We start from the raw sequence: 19,540 nt of genomic DNA on the forward strand, positions 1-19,540 counted from the left end.
TATAGGAATGAATATTCATTCCTAAGTAGATTTAAAAATGGGAGTAGGAGACAGTGTTTGTATGACTAAAGGAATGAACATTCATTTTGAAAAGAGTAGTTTAATAGAGTTTATAAAAAAATAATAGAACAATAGGAATGAACGTTCATTCCGGGAGAGTTTCGAAATAATAGGAATGAATATTCATTCCTAAACTAACGTAAAACTTTTTAAACGGAGATGATTAAAATGAATAGGCTAAAAAATTGGAGAAGTTCCTCTTTTCTATTATGGATAGTTATTACTATTACAATGGTCGTAACGATGCCTAATATGGATAAATTAGTGAAGGAAAAAGGGAAAATTACAATCCCTAATACAGAACAAAGCAGTATTGCTGACAAGATGATTAAAGAGATGGATAAAGAAGGGGTTGAAAAGTATGAAATTATAGCCGTTTTTAATAGTGGCAATAAGGCAGCTTTAACAGATGAACAAAAGAAGGAAATAACAAAAACGATCAACGCCCTGCAAAATGAAAAAGAGCAATTAGGAATTAAGGAAGTTGTTTCGCATTTAGATAATAAAGACTTGGAGAAACAATTAGTTTCTAAAGATAATACGACTATTTTAACGCAAATATCGATAGATAAAAAACATGGTGAAATATCAAAGGTTTCAAATAATCTTCATGAAAAGGTGCAAACGAAAGGGGTAAAAACGTATTTAACAGGAAGTGACTTAATAGCGGGTGATTTTCTTAAATCCTCTCAAGAGGGAGTGAAAAAGACAGAAGTTATTTCAATCATCTTCATTCTTGTAGTATTAATCCTCGTATTCCGTTCACCAGTTGTTCCGATTGTTTCTCTTCTTACAGTCGGTGTGTCGTATTTAGTTTCAATGGGGATTATTGCTCAGCTTGTAGATCAATTTAATTTCCCATTTTCAAACTTTACACAAGTGTTCGTAGTCGTCGTCCTCTTTGGAGTAGGAACAGATTATAACATTTTATTATATATGAGGTTTAAAGAAGAATTAAGTAAACAAGAAAATGCATTTTTGGCCACGAAAGAAACATTTAAATCGGCAGGTAAAACCGTATTATATAGCGGTATAGCGGTGCTAATTGGTTTTGCATCACTTGCGTTAGCGAGTTTTAAATTATATCAATCTACTTCAGCGGTAGCAATTGGTGTTTTAGTATTACTACTCGTATTAACGACTTTAAATCCATTTTTTATGGTGCTTTTAGGAAAAGGAATGTTTTATCCAGTTAAAACATTTAAAGGTCATGAGGATAGTCGCTTATGGGGATTCTTTGCGAAAAACTCAGTAGCAAGGCCATTTATCGCTTTAATCATCGTATTTTTAATATCGATTCCTTTCATATTAAAATACTCTAATACACTAAATTATAATGATTTATTTGAAGTAGATAATAAGTATGAATCAAAGATGGGTATTAACGTAATAGAGGATCATTTTCCGCCTGGTTTCTCTTCACCGAGTACATTAGTCATTCAATCTGATAAAAAGCTGGATGAAGGAACTTCTCTACAAATTTTAGACGAATTAACTGATAAAATTTCGAAAGTTAAAGGTGTATCAGAAGTATATGCACCGACACGTCCAACTGGTGAGAAGATAAAAGAATTATATTTAAATAAGCAAGCGGGAGAATTGAATACAGGATTAGGAGATGCCGATGGTGGCATAAAGGAAATTAATGATGGATTAACGGATGCGAAAAATAAAATGGGAAGTAATGATTCAAATAGTCTTGCGAATGTTCAAAAATTAATTGATGGAACGAACGAGGCGAAAAACGGGGTATCAGCATTAGGAACAGCTTTACATCAATTATCAAATGGCATAAACGACGGTGCACAAGGAGCACAGCAAATTGAGAGTGGCTTAGCTTCAGTAAACGAAAATATAAATGTTCTATCTAATGCAACGTCGCAGCTGCATGCTGGTTATGCACAGTTAGAAAAAGGTTTAAGCTCTTACGATCAATACTTCGGAAGTATTTCTCAAGCAATTGATGGTGCGAAAAAGGGATATGAACAAATTGAAATGTTAATGACCAATTTCGTTCAAACGAAACCAGAACTAGCGAATGATTCAAACATACAACAAACGATAGGAATTGCTAAAGAAGCTCAAAAACAATTAAATATACTTTCAAAAGAATTAAATCAATTAGCAACGCAGCATAAAGCAGCGATGAGTTCATTTAAAGAAGCGAATCAATCGTTACTGAAAGTGGATAACGGCTTAAAAGAAATGAACAATGGAATTAATAAGTTACAAAAGGGGGCAGCGGATCTTAAAAATGGATTAAATGAAGGTTCTGCAGGTTCAAAACAAATTGCGAATAAATCAGCTGAGTTACAATCTGGATTAACGAAAATAAACGATGGGCAAGGGCAACTTTTAACGGGCCTTAAAGACCTGCAGGAAAAGATGGGGCAATTACAATCTGGTTTATCTAAAAGTACAGAAGGGCTTGGAAAAGTAAGCAATGGCCTGCATGACGCGCAGAAATATTTAGGGGAGCTCAATGAATCGAAAAGCTCTGAGAAGTTTTATATTCCAAAAGAAGTGTTAGAGGGAGACGATTTCCAAAAAGCATTGAACACGTACATGTCACAAGATAGAAAGATTGCTAAAATGACCATCATTTTAGATGTAAATCCGTATTCAAAAGAAGCAATGCCGATTATTCAAGAAATCAATAAAACAATCGAGGGCACTGTAAAGGGAACGGAATTACATGATGCGAAAACAGCAATTGGCGGAACAACAGCTAGAAACGTTGATTTAAAAGAAGTAACAGGGCAAGATTTCTTACGTACAGCTACGATTATGTTAATTGGAATTGCGATTGTATTAATTGTAATTACACGTTCATTATTAAATACAATATTTATTATTGGCTCATTACTATTAGCGTACTTTGCATCGCTTGGTATAAGCGAACAAATTAGTGCACATGTATTACATGTAGAGTCATTAAGCTGGAATGTTCCATTCTTTAGCTTCATTATGATTGTCGCTTTAGGAGTGGATTATAGTATTTTCGTAATGATGCGCTATAACGAGATAGAAGGGGATTCGGTAACGAAAATTGTAACTGCATCTCGTCATATAGGAGGAGTTGTATTATCAGCGGCGCTAATTTTAGTAGGGACATTTGCAGCATTAATCCCTTCAGGTGTATTAACACTTATACAAGTAGCATCAGTTGTTGGCGTTGCACTATTACTATTAGCTTTAATCGTGATGCCGATATTGTTACCTGCTTTAATGGGATTAACGAGTAGATTGAAGAGTTATAAAGAAAAGATAATAAATACGAAATAAGTGAAGACTGTAGGGGATGATTTCTCTACAGTTTTTCTATATATAAAATTTCGAATGAAAAATGAATCTAATGTATTACAGAATGAGAAGTGAATGGTTATATGAGAAAGAGGTCGATGATATACATACAATAGCTAGGGGAATGGATAAAAACTATCCGATTTCATTATAGAAAGGTAATCAACCGTTGCTATTCATCCAGCTTCTACTATATAATAGCTATAGTCTACAATAATTGAGTCGTAATATGCGATTTTTTAAGACAATCGGTGAGAAAACGCTGAAATAAGCGGTATTAGTAGGAGGACACAAATGATTACAGTAAGTAACGTTAGTTTGCGTTTCGCGGATCGCAAATTATTTGAAGATGTTAACATAAAATTCACGCCAGGTAACTGCTACGGTTTAATCGGAGCAAACGGTGCTGGTAAATCAACATTTCTAAAGATTTTATCTGGAGAAATTGAACCATCAACAGGTGACATACATATTACGCCAGGTGAGCGTCTAGCAGTATTAAAACAGAACCACTTCGAATATGAAGAGTTCCCAGTATTAGAAACAGTAATTATGGGTCACACGCAACTTTACAAAGTAATGCAAGAGAAAAATGCTATTTACATGAAAGAAGACTTTAGTGATGAAGATGGAATGCGTGCTGCAGAACTTGAAGGTGAGTTCGCTGAGCTTAACGGTTGGGAAGCTGAGTCAGAAGCTGCAATCCTTCTAAAAGGTCTTGGTATTGGTGAAGATCTTCATGACAAAAAATTATCAGAATTGACTGGTGCAGAGAAAGTAAAAGTATTACTTGCTCAAGCATTATTCGGTAAACCTGATATTCTATTACTAGATGAGCCTACCAACCACTTGGACTTAAAAGCGATTCAATGGTTAGAAAACTTCTTAATGAACTTTGAAAATACAGTAATCGTTGTATCCCATGACCGTCACTTCTTAAATAAAGTATGTACGCACATGGCTGATCTTGATTTCGGTAAAATTCAACTTTATGTTGGTAACTATGACTTCTGGTATGAGTCAAGCCAATTAGCTTTAAAATTAACACAAGATGCTAATAAGAAAAAAGAAGAGAAAGTAAAAGAGTTACAAAACTTCATTGCACGCTTTAGCTCAAACGCATCTAAAGCGAAACAAGCAACTTCTCGTAAAAAATTATTAGATAAAATTACATTAGATGATATTAGACCATCATCACGTCGTTACCCATTCGTTGGCTTCACACCTGAGCGTGAAATAGGAAATGACTTATTAACTGTTGAAGGCCTTTCTAAAACAATTGATGGCGAAAAAGTGTTAGATAATGTGTACTTCACTTTAAATAAAGGTGATAAAGTTGCATTTATCGGTCGTAACGATATCGCGATGACAACATTATTTAAAATCCTTATGGGTGAAATGGAGCCAGATAGCGGTTCATTCAAATGGGGTGTTACAACATCTCAATCTTACTTCCCAAGAGATAACTCTAAGTACTTTGAGAACAGTGACTACAACTTAGTTGATTGGTTACGCCAATTCTCTCCACAAGATGAGTCAGAAAGCTTCTTACGTGGTTTCTTAGGCCGTATGTTATTCTCAGGTGAAGAAGTTAAGAAGAACGTTTCTGTATTATCTGGAGGCGAAAAAGTTCGTTGTATGTTATCTAAAATGATGTTAAGTGGTGCGAACGTAATCACACTTGACGATCCAACGAACCACTTAGACCTTGAGTCTATCACTGCATTAAACAACGGTTTAATTGCTTTCAAAGGTACAATGTTATTCACATCTCATGACCATCAGTTCGTACAAACAATTGCAAACCGCATTATCGAAGTAACACCAAACGGTGTAATCGATAAAGAGGCAACTTACGATGAGTACTTAGAAAATGAAGAACTTCAAAAACAAGTAGATGCAATGTACAAAGGTCAATAATATATAATGAAAAAACTCGCTCTTTTTAGAGCGAGTTTTTTTGTCGAGAAAACATAACACCACTGGTGGGATAAATGAATAATTATTCAAATATAATATTAATGAACATGAAAATTTTTCATGTATGGAAGAGATGTAATGACTTTAAGATTTAAAGATTTAGTTGAAGCAGGGGAATCTAAATTGAGCAATATAATTAAATAACATTATTTTGTCATGTGAAATATGTACCAAAATTGGAGATAGAATAGTTTGCGAATGAGTTTATAAAGGTATATAGTATGGGGTGTCATAATTAGTGGATGAATCTTGGGAGAAAACAGGAAATGTTACAAATTTATTTTGTTAAATAGAAACCAAGGTCAAAATGTTTAAAAAGAAATAGTTGAATAAATACTAGCTTCAAATTATAATTACTAATATTCTTCATATAGTTAAATAAAGATAATCTATTTGAAGAAGAAAATTTGAATAGAGAGACAGACTTATAAAAAATAAGCCTTGGATGATTAAAAGAGGTGGAGAAATGAAACAGTTCTTATTAAAGAGCAAAAGTGTGTTAAGCAATCATTTTGGATTCTTTCTGTTTGCCGTTATTTTATTTTGGCTCAAAACATATGCAGCTTATGTAACGGAATTTAATTTAGGAATTTCAAACACAATCCAAAAATTCTTGCTGTTTTTTAACCCGCTAAGTTCAGCAGTTCTATTTTTAGGACTTGCATTATTTGCAAAAGGGAAACGATCTTATATTTGGTTAATTGTTATCAACTTGTTATTGTCGATTCTTTTATATGCAAACGTAGTTTACTATCGCTTTTTCAGTGACTTTATTACGTTCCCGACATTAACACAAACGAATAACTTTGGAGATTTAGGTGGTAGTATTCTTGCGTTGCTACATCTTTATGATCCACTATACTTCTTAGACACGATTATATTAATTGTGTTAGTCGCAACAAAATTTGCAAATCCAAAACCAATTCGTGTTGCGAAGCATAAAGTATCTCTAGTATTTGTAGCAGGTATTTTATTATTCAGTGTTAACTTAGGTCTTGCAGAGTCTGACCGTCCTGAATTATTAACAAGAACGTTTGACCGTAATTATATTGTGAAATATTTAGGGGCATACAACTACACAATTTATGATGGAATTCAAAGTGCGAAAGCATCGACAGAACGAGCATTAGCTGATGGCGATAATATGACAGAAGTACGAAATTATTTAACATCAACTTATGCAAGTCCAAATCCTGAGTATTTCGGTAAAGGAAAGGGAATGAACGTAATTTATATTCATTTAGAGTCATTCCAAAACTTCTTAATTGATTACAAATTAAATGGTCAAGAAGTTACACCGTTCTTAAACTCATTTACAAAAGATGCGAATACGCTTTATTTTGATAACTTCTTCCATCAAACAGGACAAGGGAAAACATCTGATGCGGAGTTTATGTTAGAGAATTCAATGTTTGGTTTACCACAAGGTTCTGTCTTTACAACGAAATCTCATAATACGTATCAATCAGCACCAGCTATTTTAGGACAACAAGGATACACATCAGCAGTATTCCACGGTAACTACAAAACATTCTGGAACCGTGACGATATTTATAAATCATTTGGTTTTAATAAATTCTTTGATGCGTCATACTACGATATGAATGAAAAAGACGTAGTAAACTATGGATTAAAAGATAAACCGTTCTTTAATGAATCTATTCCGTTATTACAAACGTTGAAACAACCGTTCTATACGAAGTTTATTACGTTATCGAACCATTTCCCTTATCCAATCGATAAGGCAGAAGCAACGATTGAACCAGCAACAACAGGTGATTCATCAGTAGATACGTACTTCCAAACAGCACGCTATTTAGATGAATCTGTAAAAGGCTTCATCGATTACTTGAAACAATCTGGTTTATATGATAACTCGATTATTGTTATGTATGGAGACCATTACGGTATTTCAGATAATCATAACGCAGCAATGTCAAAAGTAATGGGTAAAGAAATGAACTCATTTGAAAATGCACAGTTACAACGTGTACCATTAATCGTTCGTGTACCAGGAGTGAAAGGTGGCGTACAACATCAATATGGTGGTGAAATTGACGTTCTTCCAACGCTTTTACACTTACTAGGTACAGATACAAAGAATTATGTTCAATTCGGTTCTGATTTATTATCACCAGATCATAAACAAGTCGTTGCTTTCCGTAACGGTAACTACGTAAGCCCAACAGTTACTGCACTAAACGGCAAATACTATGATACAACAACTGGAAAGCCAGTAGAATTTACAGATGAAATAAAGAAAAATGAACAAATGGTTCAAAACTCACTAAAATACTCTGACCAAGTCGTAAATGGTGACTTATTACGATTCTACACACCGGAAGGATTCACTCCAGTAGATCGTTCGAAGTATAACTATAACAATCGTGATAAAAACAATACGAAGGTAAAAACGACTCCGGAAGGGGAAGCTAAATAAATAATAAAAGGCGCTATTCATATGAATAGCGCCTTTTATTTGTAAATATACCATCATTATTAGACAGAACCAGCTGTTGCTTTTTGTTTTGCCTTTCCGAAGAAAACTACACCGACGATGATAATAATGATAAATGCCCATTTCACGAAAGGGTTACTTTCGAAAAATCCAGCGAACCATTTCTCATCTACAATCATTTTTGTAGCAGTATAAGCTAAAACCGCTGCTCCAATCGTAATGATGACAGGAAAACGATCTACCCATTTTAGAATCAATGTACTGCCCCATACGACTACAGGAATAGAAACTAATAGCCCAATGATCACTAAAGAAAAGTTACCATGCGCAGCTCCTGCAACAGCGAGTACATTATCAATGCCCATTAACGCATCAGCAATAATAATAGTTTTAATAGCAGACCAAAATCCTTCTTCGGCTTTAATATCATGATTTTTGCCCTCAGCGATCAACTTGTAAGCGATCCATATAAGAAGTACACCACCAATTAGGAGTAACCCAGGTATTTTTAATAACCAAACGACAACTAGGGTAGCGAGGGCTCTAATAGCGATTGCCCCGACAGTACCCCATATAATAACTTTCTTTTGTTGGTCTTTTGGTAATCTTCTTGCTGCTAATCCAATTACGATGGCATTATCCCCGGCTAACACTAAATCGATTACAATAATGGCAAGCAAGGCAGACAAATACTCAGATGAGAGAAAATCCATATACATATCACTCCTTATGATTAATATGTGCTAAGCTATATTAAAAATTCTAAAGAGCTTTTTGTCATTGGTGTAAATGAATAATGAGGGGAACTTTAGAATTAAAGGTAAATAATGTATTCCAACGGGGGAAGGTATGCTGAAGTAATTTTTAAAGCACAATCATTGCACTACATAGAAACAAAAATTTGGACTTATATTTGGAGGTAATAAAAGATATTATATTAATAGAAAGCGATTACAAAATCTAATTTTGCAAAGTTAGTATCTATACTTGCAAGTCAATTAGTGAACAAGTATAGAAAGGGTGTACACCATATATGATATTAGATAATCGATGTGTAAATATTTTGCAACAAATTATTCAAGCAGAAGGTTATGTGTCTATAAATCAATTAATTGATGTAATTCAAGTTTCTAAGCGAACAATTTATTATGATATTAAGAAGATTGAAGATTGGTTACAAGAAGAAGGGCTACATTCAATTGAATATATCCGACCTTTAGGTTATTGCATAAGTAATGAAACGAAACAGATGATAGTAAAAAAATTAAATGAATTTACGAGTAATCAATATGAATATTCTCCACAAGAAAGAAAAATATGGTTAATTTTATACTTACTCATAAAGGAAAACAGAATTTTATTAGAAGACTTAATTGACCTTTTACAAGTAAGTCGTAATACTGTGCTTACAGATTTAAAAAAGCTAAAAGTAGAACTAAATAAGTATGATTTATTATTACAATTTGGGCGTAAACAAGGCTATCAAATTGCTGGAAATGAACAGGATAAACGAAATTTGTTAATTTCCAGTCTCTCTTTCATTATTACCAAAAACGGCTGGGAGTATTTAATATCACAAGTAAAATGCATTATGAGTGATATGAGGAATGAAAAAGATACTCTGGAACGAGAAACACTTTACAACATAAAAAATATTCTTTCAAACTGTGAAGGGTTTTTAGGTATCCAATATACAGATGAGGTGCTTGAAAATTTAAGCGTTTACATGTATTTGTTCCATAGACGTATTTTAAAAGGGCAGTACATTGAAATGGAAGAAGCAGAAAAAAATGTTCTTCGAGATTCAAAGCAATTTGAAGCAGCAAAGTATATCGCCAAGCAGTTTGAGCGAAAGTTTGCTGTTAAATTTCCAAGTGATGAAATTTATTATATTACGACGCATTTGTTAGGTGCAAAAGTAAATTACCAGGAAAATATGTATGAAAAAAATAATAAGGATGAAATACATTTGGTTGTTGACAGGATTATTAAAGAATTTCAGGACTATGCTTGCGTTATATTTGAAGATTTTAACGGGCTGTCTTCAGACCTATATTTGCATATGAAACCCGCGTTTTATCGGGTGAAGTATGGAATAGATATTGAAAATCCATTACTAAATACGATTCAGCAAAATTATAAAGAGGTATATTATCTTACGAAAAAAGTGATTCATCATTTTGAAGAATATGTGAGAAAATCTGTTTCAGATGATGAGATTGCATATATTACTATGCATTTTGGAGCGTGGATGAGGAAAGAAGGAATCGTTCCCAATCCGCGGAAAACTGCGCTACTTGTATGTCCGAATGGTATTGGAACATCACGTATGTTGCAATACCAATTAGAAAAATTATTTTCAAATGTGGATATATTAAATGCAATTTCAAAGCGAGAATATGAATCAAATACATTTGATGTAGATTGTATTATTACAACTACTGAAATTGAGAAGAGAGGGGTACCTGTTTTTAAGGTGAATCCAATTCTAACTGATTCTGAAAAAGCATCTCTTTTAAGAAACGTAAATGGAGTATTGTATGGTGAGAATCAAAAGGATTCTGTTGATGTAGTCATGGGAATTATTCGAAAATATTCCGATGTAGTAGATGAGCAATCTTTAAAAAGAGAATTGACTGAATTTATGAGTGGTCCGGTGTATTTTGAGAAGGAGGAGAAATATAAACCAATGTTAAACGAACTTTTAACTAAAGAGTTTATTCAACTTCAAAATCGAGTTGATAATTGGAAAGATGCGATAAAGGTAGCAGCTGAACCGTTATTACAAAATCAATATATCCTTGAAGAATATATTGATGAAATGATTGTAAATGTAGAAAAATTAGGTCCCTATATTGTTATTGCACCTAAAATTGCAATACCACATGCTCGTCCAGAAGCAGGAGTTAAGCAGCTAGGAATGAGTTTACTACAGTTAAAAGAAAGTGTTTCATTTTCAGAAAAACAAGAGCATGCTGCTAATTTGATTATTGTGCTAGCGGCTATAGATAATGAAACACATTTAAAAGCATTAGCACAATTAAGTGAGATGCTATCAGAACAAAAAAATGTGGAAATGTTAATTCATTCAGATTCAAAAGATAAATTATTAGAAATGATAGCTAAATATTCTAATTAAAGGGGAAATTAAAATGAAAAAAGTATTAGTTGTATGTGGAAATGGTTTAGGAAGTAGTTTTATTGTGGAAATGAATGTGAAGAAAATTTTAAATGAACTAGGATTACAAGCAGAAGTATCTCATACAGATTTAGCTTCTAGTAAATCTGAGCAAGCTGATTTATATTTAGGTGCAAAAGATATTATTTGTAATCTTGAAGATGGCACACGCACAGTTGCTGGTTTAACAAATATTTTAGATCAAAATGAAATTAAAGAAGCATTACAAAAACACCTGATGTAGTACAGTGAAAGGGGAGTAATGCTATGTTTGATATAATAATGAAGGATATTTTGGGACAGCCTGCAATATTAGTTGGATTATTTGCTATGTGTGGTTTACTACTGCAAAAGAAAAACTTTGCAGACACAGTTTCAGGAACCTTAAAAACAATTATGGGCTTTGTCGTTTTAGGAGGCGGAGCTACTATATTAGTAGGAGCTTTAGACGTTTTTGGTAAAATATTTGATAAAGCATTCCATATTAAAGGTATAATTCCAAATAATGAAGCTGTTGTTGCAATAGCTCAGCAAACATTAGGAAAAGAAACGGCATTAATCATGGTATTTGGTATGATTACAAATTTAATAATTGCACGATTTACGAAATTTAAATATGTATTTTTAACTGGTCATCATACCTTATTCATGGCATGTTTAATTTCAGCGGTATTTTCAACTACAGGGATGCAAGGCGCTTCACTAGTCATTATTGGGTCAGTTATTTTAGGGTCACTTATGGTGATTTTTCCAGCATTACTACAACCGTATGTTAGAAAGATTACAGGGATGGATGATATTGCAATTGGCCATTTCGGTTCAGTTGGATATTTAGCGGCAGGGTTTGTTGGAAGTAAATTTGGAAATAAAGAAAAAACAACAGAACAAATTCAAGTTCCGAAATCACTTGGTTTCTTACGTGATACATCAGTATCTATGTCATTAACGATGGCTGTATTGTTCTTTATTGTTGCGCCATTTGCTGGTAAGGAGTTTATCGAAACTGAATTAAGTAACGGACAAAATTATCTCGTTTATTCTTTCATGCAGGCCATTACGTTTGCAGCAGGTGTATATATTATTCTAGCAGGTGTACGTATGTTAATTGCAGAAATTGTACCTGCATTTAAAGGTATTGCAGATAAACTTGTACCAAATGCAAAACCAGCATTAGATTGTCCAACAATCTTTCCGTTTGCACCAAATGCAGTTATTATTGGCTTTTTAACAAGTTTTATTGCTGGACTTCTTTCCATGTTTCTTCTTCCATTTATCGGTTTAAGTGTAATAGTACCGGGATTAATTCCTCACTTCTTCACAGGAGCAACAGCAGCTGTATTTGGAAATGCAACAGGAGGTAGAAGGGGAGCGATACTTGGCGCTTTTGTAAATGGGTTACTAATTTCATTCCTACCAGCGATATTATTACCTATATTAGGTGGTTTAGGATTTGAGAATACAACATTCGGGGATTCTGATTTCGCAGTGGTCGGTATTTTGATTAGTGAAATTGTGAAGTTAGTAGGCTATATTTTTTAATATATGGGATAAAAAAAGACTTGATAACCTACTAAAGGGAATCAAGTCTTTTTATTACATACGATTATCATGCCAGAAGTTTAATGGGAAGTGTTCGTTCTCATTATATGCTTCTAATTCATATCCTTTTTCTTTCAGTCCTTTAATAATTCCAGGTACTGCTTTTACCGATTGTGGATGAATATCATGCATAAGGATAACTTCTGTTGGATTTGTAGCACCATGTAGTACGTTCTCTACAATTTTAGCAGATGCAGCATCAACTTGCATTTTGTTATATTTCCAGTCTAAAGAATCAATTGTCCAATCCCAAACCTTTAAGCCATTTTCTACAACTTTGTTGCGAAGAGCTTCGTTTAATCCTGGCATTGATCCGTAAGATGGGCGAGTTAATACTGGTGATTTACCTAAAACACCAGCGATTAAGCCTTGATCTTCCTTCATTTCATCTACATAATGACCTTCAGTGTAAAGTTTCTTGTAGTTATGAGTCATACTGTGCATCCCAACGTAGTGGCCTTCAGCATCTTCGCGTTTTACAAGATCAGGGAAAGCTTTTACGTTTGAACCAATTAGGAAGAATGTTGCTTTTGCATTTTCTTTCTTTAACATATCTAAAAGCTCAGCTGTGTATTTTCCGGGACCGTCATCAAATGTTAAGTAAGCGACTTTTCTAACTTGTCCGTTATAATGCTTTGGAGCTTCTTTCGGAGCAAGAGATGTTTGAATCTCACTTACAAGTTGAACAGATTTTGCTTCATCCTCTGTACTAGCTAAAGCAGTATGTACTGATCCTAAAGCGGCTTCGTATGTAAATAATACCCCCGCACAAACCAACATAGCCCTTTTTACCAAAGTTGTCATTCGAATTCCATTGTGCATAATTTTCCTTCTCTCTATAAAAGTTCTACTCTACTATATTAGCAATTATAGGTAGGGAAATGCAAAAAAACTTTTTTACAAGTGTAAAAAAGTTTACTCAAAAGTATGCAAGATTTTATATCAATTGCAGTTTTGAAAAATAGGATGAAATTAAACTTTATTATTTAAACTTTCAATCATCAAATTATACTTTCGTATCACTTCATTTTCATTCCAATTATTGATTCGAATATTTTTGTTTTTTATTAAAATATTCGTAAAGAAACAATTACATAAAAAAAGGAGTGGGAATATGAATAATTATATTTGCACTACATGTGGAGTACAGTATCTCGAAAATGAAGAAGCACCTTCTCGTTGTAAAATTTGTAATGAGGAAAGACAATATGTTAATCCAATTGGGCAGTCATGGACAACATTAGAAACAATGCAAAATAGCAATTTATACAAAAACGAAATAATAAAAGAAGAAAGCGGTTTGTATAGCATTACTACTAAACCTAAATTTGCGATTGGACAAACAGCATTTTTAATACAAAGTAAAACTCTAAATGTTATGTGGGATTGCATTAGTTATTTAGATGATAAAACGATACAACGTATATATGATTTAGGTGGTATTCAAGCAATAGCACTTTCTCATCCACATTATTACTCTACACAAGTTAAATGGGCGGAAACATTCAATGTACCTATTTATATTCATGAAGATGATAAAGAGTGGGTGGTTCGTCCGAGTAAGCAAATTAAATTTTGGTCTGGGGAGCATCTGATATTATCGGAAGAACTTATATTGCACCGCTTAGGAGGCCATTTTAAGGGCGGGACTGTTATACATTGGAAAGATGGTAATGAAGGGAAAGGTATTTTGTTATCAGGTGATATTATACAAGTAGTTTCGGATCGAAAATGGGTAAGTTTTATGTATAGTTATCCCAATCTCATTCCATTACCAGCGAATAAAGTTAGAGATATGGCAGAGAAAGTAAAAGATATCCAATTTAGTCGACTATATAATGCATTTCATGGTGTGGTGGAAGATGCGAATAAAGCTGTACAAAGATCTGCTGATCGGTATATAAAGGCCCTGCAAGGAGAACTATTTCATACGTAATAGCTTGTATTTTATCTCTACATTTATATAACTAATTTTATATGAATTTTATACGAAAGTCCTATTGTTTATTAACTAATAGGTCTTTCAACTTAGGAAGCTCACACTAATGAGGGATGTTAAAGGGAATATATGTAACCTATATTAATTACTATAAAGCTTTGGAAAATGAAAAGGAGGAGATTTGCATGAAGAATTGGGTTCAATTTAGAATTGCAAGACCAACAGATAAATTTGAAGAAGTGATAAGTTTTTATGAAACAGGATTAGGACTAAAACGTATAGGGGAATTTCACAATCACGAAGGATATGACGGGGTTATGTTTGGATTACCAGATGAAGAGTATCATTTGGAGTTTACTACACATGTTAATGGAAGTCCATGTCCGGCACCGACAAAAGATAATTTACTAGTTTTTTATATGCCTAATAAAGATGAAATTGAAAAGATAGTGAATCGATTAAGTAATATGGGCTATCATGAGGTGGAACCAGAAAACCCGTATTGGATAGAGAAAGGAACCACAATAGAGGATCCAGATGGTTGGAGAATTGTGCTTATGAATGCAGCTGAATAAGGAAACTATTTTCATATGAAATAGAGTGTAACAAAATGATTTAGACATAAATCCCTGCAGTGTTTGTAGGGATTTTTATATAAGAAAATCTTATTGAGAGAGTTATTAAAATGTAGAAAGTATTTTTGCTAAGAACAAATGTAATAAACATAATTTATGAAGGAGGTATAAAAGTATGATAGTAAACCATTTTGAAGAGTTTTCTAAACATGTTGGAAATACACCTCTCATGAAATTAAAATGCGAAGAAACGAAGAACCTTTCTATCTATGCTAAATGTGAATGGCACAATCCTACAGGATCGATTAAGGATAGGGCAGCACTTGCAATGATTAATAAATATTTACAAGAAGCGGACAAAATACAAAATATTTTAGAGTATAGTGGTGGAAGCTTAGCGAGGTCAATTGGGTGTATTTGTAATTATTTAGGGATTGAATGCACGTTAGTGTTAAGTTCTGCAATTGGTCAATCTCTATTAAATAAACTCGAATATTATGGTGCTAACGTAATCTTAGTTGATAAATGTAAGGGGTTTTACGCTGTAATTGAGAAGGCAATAGAGATTAGCAAACAAAAGCCAGAATTATACTTTTTATTCCAACACTATAATAATGCAAATATAGTAAGTCATATTGAAGGTACAGGGCGAGAAATTATTGCACAAATGATTGGAAAACCAATACATGCATGGGTAGCATCTGCTGGTACTGGTGGAACTCTAATGGGAGTCTATACAGCAATAAAGAATTATACAAAAAATGTTGAACTACATTTAGTAATGCCTGCTGAATTGCCCTATGGCTCGGAACAACCACCAAATGATTTAAAGAAATATGCTGGATCCGGTGGGTTCGGCTTAGGAAGGAAACAACATTTCATAGAACAGGAAGAAAATTTGATAGAAAAACAATGGACTTATTCATATGAAGATACCCTGTATGAAATGGCACGTTTTTATAAAGATACTGGTATAAAAATAGGAACTTCTGCGGCAGCGAATTTATTAGCAGCTAAACAAATTGGGAAAGAAAAAGGTGCGAATTTTAATGTAGTTACAGTTTTTCCGGATGCAGGGTCAATAGAAGAGTGGTCAGATGTAAAAAATTTAGTTGAAAAAATAGGTGATTGAGAGGACCATTAAAAGTTCTTTCGTAGTTTATATCTTATTCTACGCAAAATTGATACCATCAAAAAACTCTATGTTTAACATGTACAGTTTTTTGATGGTGTAGCTGTGCAATCTTTAGAAATTTCACATACCGTATTTTAAAAATAAATATAGGAAAACCGAAAAGTAATGTAGAATATATCGTACATACATATATACAGTCAACATAAAAGATAAAGAGGTGGGTATATGTTACTTGAGGAAGTAATGCGGCAACTAGAGGAATATGGAACAGAACAAAATCGAAAAACGTATAAAAACCACGGAGCGAAAGAGCCGTTATTTGGAGTTAGTTTTGCGAATTTAAAATTGTTAAAAAAGAAGATAAAAAAAGATCACGATTTAGCAGTTGGATTGTGGGGAACGAAAAATATGGACGCAATGACATTAGCAACTTATATTTTAGACCCGAAAAAAATAACGACAGAACAGCTTAATAGTTGGATTCAGGATGTTGATTATTACTGTTTAATGGATGTTCTTATGACATCTATATGTACTTCGCCAATTGCAATAGAAAGAATAGAAGAGTGGACAAAGTCTAATGATGAATGGATTGGAAGAGCTGGCTGGTCTTTATTAGCAAATATAGCGATTAAAAATAAAACGTTACATGATGGTTTCTTCTCTCCATACTTAGAAGAGATTAAAGAAAATATACATAATGAAAAAAATAGAAAAAAAGAAGCGATGAATAGTGCTTTAATCGCAATAGGAATTCGTAATGAAGACTTAGAGCGACAAGCAATTGAAATTGCACGTGAAATTGGAAAAGTAGAGGTTGATCACGGTGCAACATCATGTAAAACACCAGATGCAGAAAGCTATATAAAAAAAGCGAGAGAAAGAGCTGAAAAAAAGAAAGTGAAATAAGAAAAGAGGAACGGCTATGAAACCAATTGAAGCAGCACAAAGCATAATTACATCACAATTTCCGAATTGTGATGTAGCTTTACTCGGTGGAAGCGTTGCACGAGGAGAAGCGACGAAAACATCTGACCTTGATATTGTAATAGTTGACCAAAGTTTAACTTCTTGTTATAGAGAATCTTTCTATAGTAATGGATGGCCTGTTGAGGTGTTTGTTCATAATTTTGAAACATATAAAACCTTTTTCAAAATGGATTGTGATCGAGGGAGACCGTCGTTACCACAATTAGTTTCAGAAGGGATTGCATTAAAAGGGGAAAAGGAAATTGTTGAGAGATTAAAAAAAGAAGCGAATGATTTACTACATAAAGGACCAGCTAAATGGTCCGAAGAAACGATTAAGCAGAAGCGATATTTTATTACGGATACTTTAGATGACTTTATTGGTGCAACAAAAAGAGAAGAAGAATTGTTTATCGCTAATTTATTAGCGGATTTAGTACATGAATATGTATTAAGAGTAAATGGTAAGTGGCTTGGGAGTTCAAAATGGTTTATTAGGGTGCTAAGAAGATATGATGAGCAATATGCAAACAAATTTGTAGCGGCTTTTGATTATTTTTATAAAACGGGAGAGAAAAATGAATTAATTCATTTTATAGAAAAGACGTTAGAACAGTATGGTGGAAGAGTGTTCGAAGGATTTTCTATTGGTAAATAAAAAGGGGAGAGAAAAATGAATGTACCATATGTTCAATTAAGAGAATTGACACTAGATGATGTAGAAGATCGCTATCAATGGTCATTAGATAGAGATGTAACAAAGCATTTAGTCGTACCAGATCAATATCCTCCGTTCACTCGTGGAGATACGAGAAACTGGATTGAAGCTTGTATAAGTCGAAAAAATGGTTATGAACAAAGGGCAATCGTTACTGAGGCAGGTATACATATTGGATGGGTAGACCTTAAAAATTTTGATAAAACAAATAAAAATGCTGAACTAGGAATTGCGATTGGAAATAAAGACTATTGGGGTAAAGGATTTGGAATGGCAGCTCTAAACAGCATGTTACAAATAGGTTTTTCTCAGTTTGAATTGGTGAAAATTTGGTTACGTGTAGATGAAGATAATACAAAAGCTAAAAAGAGTTATGAAAGTGCCGGATTTGTATGCGAAGGGTTAATGAGAAATGATCGATTGAGACAGGGGAAGTTCATTCATCGCAATCGTTACAGTATATTAAAAGAAGAGTATGAATCAAAAAAAGTAGCCCATAAAAATATTATGTGAATTAAAAAGGGGAAGATAAAATGATTCGATTACTTACAAAAGCGGATGCAAAACAATATTGGGAGTTACGTTTACAAGCATTACAAGTAAATCCAGAAGCATTTATAACGACTTATGAAGAAGCAGTACGTCAAGAAAACCCTCTTGAACGAGTTGCTAGTAATCTTTCATCCAATAGTAGTTTTACATTTGGTGCTTTTAATAATGAAAATCGTTTAGTTGGGGTTGTTACTTTATTAACAGAAGAAAAAGACGCATATAAGCATAAAGGACATATCGTTGCAATGTATGTAGATACTGAAAATCGAAGAAGTGGTCTTGCACGTGATTTAATACGTAAAGCAATTGAAAGGGCAAAAGAGATGAAGCTAGAGCAATTGAATTTAGGGGTTGTGTCAACGAACGAACCAGCAAAACGCTTATATGAATCAATGGGATTTAAAACGTACGGAATTGAAAAAAGGGCTATAAAAATGAATGGTTTGTATAGTGATGATGAACATATGGTGTTGTTCTTTTAAGAGAGGAAGTTTTGTATGAAAGATCTCTATTTAGAAAGAAATATGGACCCTCAAGTAGCGATTTTGTATGCGACGGTTGCTGATACGTTTAATAGATTGCAAAGGCTAGTAGAAGGTACTGAAGAGAACGAACTATCCTATAAAGGGTCTGAAAATAATGAAAATAGTATTGGGCAGTTACTTCAGCATTTAGCAGTTGTCGATTTACATTGGGTGTATCGTTTCAAGGGAGAAGATGTTCCAACAACATTTGAAAATAAATATGGGCCTATGTTGAATGAAGTAGGAGAAATACCGAGTTTAAGAAAATACACGTTGCAAGAGTTAATGCAAGATTATGAAGCAGTGCAAAAATTGTTTTATGAAGAATGTATGAAACTAACAGAAACTGATTTAACGCGGAAAGTTTTGTATGAAAAAGGGGAAAATGCGACTATAAGATGGGGAATATGGCATATAGCAGATCATAATCGGTATCATCAAGCTCATATAAGTCGATTGAGGAAATTATATAGAGCTAGATTACATACAAGTTAAAGATTGTGAATTTTAATTATATTTATTTTGTTGTATAGTATTAGGAAGAAACTAA

At 33.4% G+C, this 19,540-nt stretch carries 16 protein-coding genes; 14 read left to right on the plus strand and 2 right to left on the minus strand.

Features of this window, described 5'->3' with window-relative positions:
• Nucleotides 1-228 precede the first annotated feature (228 nt).
• The 3 genes from C4S65_RS10860 (at nucleotide 229) to C4S65_RS10870 (ending at nucleotide 7,783) form a co-directional block, all read left to right on the plus strand.
• Nucleotides 229-3,345: an MMPL family transporter gene (locus tag C4S65_RS10860; RefSeq protein WP_103945223.1), complete on the plus strand. Its 3,117-nt coding sequence runs from the start codon at nucleotides 229-231 to the stop codon at nucleotides 3,343-3,345.
• A gap of 312 nt (nucleotides 3,346-3,657) precedes the next feature.
• Entirely contained in the window at nucleotides 3,658-5,283 is a 1,626-nt protein-coding gene (locus C4S65_RS10865; protein ID WP_000633860.1) for an ATP-binding cassette domain-containing protein, read from the plus strand.
• Between the two features lie 526 nt (nucleotides 5,284-5,809).
• The gene (locus C4S65_RS10870; RefSeq protein WP_000808749.1) at nucleotides 5,810-7,783 is read left to right on the plus strand and encodes an LTA synthase family protein; all 1,974 of its coding nucleotides are present in this window, start codon (nucleotides 5,810-5,812) and stop codon (nucleotides 7,781-7,783) included.
• A 59-nt stretch (nucleotides 7,784-7,842) separates the two neighbouring features.
• Here the strand turns inward: C4S65_RS10870 and C4S65_RS10875 are convergent, their stop codons facing one another.
• Nucleotides 7,843-8,514 carry a TerC family protein gene (locus tag C4S65_RS10875; protein ID WP_000346964.1) on the minus strand — a complete coding sequence of 224 codons (672 nt, stop codon included), beginning with the start codon at nucleotides 8,512-8,514 and terminating at the stop codon, nucleotides 7,843-7,845.
• A gap of 320 nt (nucleotides 8,515-8,834) precedes the next feature.
• Between C4S65_RS10875 and C4S65_RS10880 the strand changes: the two genes are divergently transcribed.
• Genes C4S65_RS10880 through C4S65_RS10890 form a run of 3 tightly spaced genes read left to right on the plus strand, consistent with a single transcriptional unit; the run spans nucleotide 8,835 to nucleotide 12,518 of the window.
• Nucleotides 8,835-10,940, plus strand: a complete 2,106-nt coding sequence (locus C4S65_RS10880) for a BglG family transcription antiterminator (protein ID WP_103945224.1) — start codon at nucleotides 8,835-8,837, stop codon at nucleotides 10,938-10,940.
• 13 nt (nucleotides 10,941-10,953) lie between these two features.
• Nucleotides 10,954-11,223, plus strand: coding sequence for a PTS sugar transporter subunit IIB (locus C4S65_RS10885; protein WP_000757316.1), 270 nt, complete (start codon nucleotides 10,954-10,956; stop codon nucleotides 11,221-11,223).
• A gap of 23 nt (nucleotides 11,224-11,246) precedes the next feature.
• Nucleotides 11,247-12,518 carry a PTS ascorbate transporter subunit IIC gene (locus C4S65_RS10890; RefSeq protein ID WP_061666517.1) on the plus strand — a complete coding sequence of 424 codons (1,272 nt, stop codon included), beginning with the start codon at nucleotides 11,247-11,249 and terminating at the stop codon, nucleotides 12,516-12,518.
• Between the two features lie 54 nt (nucleotides 12,519-12,572).
• On the opposite strand, the gene C4S65_RS10895 is transcribed toward C4S65_RS10890, so the two are convergent.
• Nucleotides 12,573-13,400, minus strand: a complete 828-nt coding sequence (locus tag C4S65_RS10895) for a peptidoglycan-N-acetylglucosamine deacetylase (RefSeq protein ID WP_000551449.1) — start codon at nucleotides 13,398-13,400, stop codon at nucleotides 12,573-12,575.
• 292 nt (nucleotides 13,401-13,692) lie between these two features.
• On the opposite strand from C4S65_RS10895, the gene C4S65_RS10900 reads away from it, so the two are divergent.
• The 8 genes from C4S65_RS10900 to C4S65_RS10935 all read left to right on the plus strand — a co-directional run bounded on the left by C4S65_RS10900 (nucleotide 13,693) and on the right by C4S65_RS10935 (nucleotide 19,485).
• The gene (locus tag C4S65_RS10900; RefSeq protein WP_061666519.1) at nucleotides 13,693-14,514 is read left to right on the plus strand and encodes an MBL fold metallo-hydrolase; all 822 of its coding nucleotides are present in this window, start codon (nucleotides 13,693-13,695) and stop codon (nucleotides 14,512-14,514) included.
• 188 nt (nucleotides 14,515-14,702) lie between these two features.
• Nucleotides 14,703-15,092 carry a VOC family protein gene (locus C4S65_RS10905; RefSeq protein WP_000800669.1) on the plus strand — a complete coding sequence of 130 codons (390 nt, stop codon included), beginning with the start codon at nucleotides 14,703-14,705 and terminating at the stop codon, nucleotides 15,090-15,092.
• A 175-nt stretch (nucleotides 15,093-15,267) separates the two neighbouring features.
• The gene (locus C4S65_RS10910; RefSeq protein ID WP_086407429.1) at nucleotides 15,268-16,224 is read left to right on the plus strand and encodes a pyridoxal-phosphate dependent enzyme; all 957 of its coding nucleotides are present in this window, start codon (nucleotides 15,268-15,270) and stop codon (nucleotides 16,222-16,224) included.
• A 228-nt stretch (nucleotides 16,225-16,452) separates the two neighbouring features.
• Nucleotides 16,453-17,136: a DNA alkylation repair protein gene (locus C4S65_RS10915; protein WP_086407430.1), complete on the plus strand. Its 684-nt coding sequence runs from the start codon at nucleotides 16,453-16,455 to the stop codon at nucleotides 17,134-17,136.
• A 16-nt stretch (nucleotides 17,137-17,152) separates the two neighbouring features.
• Nucleotides 17,153-17,854 (plus strand): nucleotidyltransferase domain-containing protein, encoded by a 702-nt coding sequence (locus C4S65_RS10920; protein WP_086407431.1) that lies wholly within the window; start codon nucleotides 17,153-17,155, stop codon nucleotides 17,852-17,854.
• Nucleotides 17,855-17,869: 15 nt separating this feature from the next.
• The gene (locus C4S65_RS10925) at nucleotides 17,870-18,427 is read left to right on the plus strand and encodes a GNAT family protein (protein ID WP_086407432.1); all 558 of its coding nucleotides are present in this window, start codon (nucleotides 17,870-17,872) and stop codon (nucleotides 18,425-18,427) included.
• A 20-nt stretch (nucleotides 18,428-18,447) separates the two neighbouring features.
• Complete coding sequence (locus C4S65_RS10930; RefSeq protein WP_086407433.1) at nucleotides 18,448-18,948, plus strand: GNAT family N-acetyltransferase; 501 nt, start codon at nucleotides 18,448-18,450, stop codon at nucleotides 18,946-18,948.
• A 15-nt stretch (nucleotides 18,949-18,963) separates the two neighbouring features.
• Nucleotides 18,964-19,485 (plus strand): DinB family protein, encoded by a 522-nt coding sequence (locus C4S65_RS10935; RefSeq protein ID WP_000654221.1) that lies wholly within the window; start codon nucleotides 18,964-18,966, stop codon nucleotides 19,483-19,485.
• Nucleotides 19,486-19,540: the final 55 nt, after the last annotated feature.

This window comes from Bacillus sp. ok061 (assembly GCF_900108285.1).
Taxonomy (GTDB): Bacteria; Bacillota; Bacilli; order Bacillales; family Bacillaceae_G; genus Bacillus_A; species Bacillus_A thuringiensis_S.

Bases quoted from the DNA above. Each gene is read 5' to 3' on its own strand.
- C4S65_RS10860 (WP_103945223.1), top strand. From the start codon at position 229: ATGAATAGGCTAAAAAATTGGAGAAGTTCCTCTTTTCTATTATGGATA.
- C4S65_RS10865 (WP_000633860.1), top strand. From the start codon at position 3,658: ATGATTACAGTAAGTAACGTTAGTTTGCGTTTCGCGGATCGCAAATTA.
- C4S65_RS10870 (WP_000808749.1), top strand. From the start codon at position 5,810: ATGAAACAGTTCTTATTAAAGAGCAAAAGTGTGTTAAGCAATCATTTT.
- C4S65_RS10875 (WP_000346964.1), bottom strand. From the start codon at position 8,514: ATGGATTTTCTCTCATCTGAGTATTTGTCTGCCTTGCTTGCCATTATT.
- C4S65_RS10880 (WP_103945224.1), top strand. From the start codon at position 8,835: ATGATATTAGATAATCGATGTGTAAATATTTTGCAACAAATTATTCAA.
- C4S65_RS10885 (WP_000757316.1), top strand. From the start codon at position 10,954: ATGAAAAAAGTATTAGTTGTATGTGGAAATGGTTTAGGAAGTAGTTTT.
- C4S65_RS10890 (WP_061666517.1), top strand. From the start codon at position 11,247: ATGTTTGATATAATAATGAAGGATATTTTGGGACAGCCTGCAATATTA.
- C4S65_RS10895 (WP_000551449.1), bottom strand. From the start codon at position 13,400: ATGCACAATGGAATTCGAATGACAACTTTGGTAAAAAGGGCTATGTTG.
- C4S65_RS10900 (WP_061666519.1), top strand. From the start codon at position 13,693: ATGAATAATTATATTTGCACTACATGTGGAGTACAGTATCTCGAAAAT.
- C4S65_RS10905 (WP_000800669.1), top strand. From the start codon at position 14,703: ATGAAGAATTGGGTTCAATTTAGAATTGCAAGACCAACAGATAAATTT.
- C4S65_RS10910 (WP_086407429.1), top strand. From the start codon at position 15,268: ATGATAGTAAACCATTTTGAAGAGTTTTCTAAACATGTTGGAAATACA.
- C4S65_RS10915 (WP_086407430.1), top strand. From the start codon at position 16,453: ATGTTACTTGAGGAAGTAATGCGGCAACTAGAGGAATATGGAACAGAA.
- C4S65_RS10920 (WP_086407431.1), top strand. From the start codon at position 17,153: ATGAAACCAATTGAAGCAGCACAAAGCATAATTACATCACAATTTCCG.
- C4S65_RS10925 (WP_086407432.1), top strand. From the start codon at position 17,870: ATGAATGTACCATATGTTCAATTAAGAGAATTGACACTAGATGATGTA.
- C4S65_RS10930 (WP_086407433.1), top strand. From the start codon at position 18,448: ATGATTCGATTACTTACAAAAGCGGATGCAAAACAATATTGGGAGTTA.
- C4S65_RS10935 (WP_000654221.1), top strand. From the start codon at position 18,964: ATGAAAGATCTCTATTTAGAAAGAAATATGGACCCTCAAGTAGCGATT.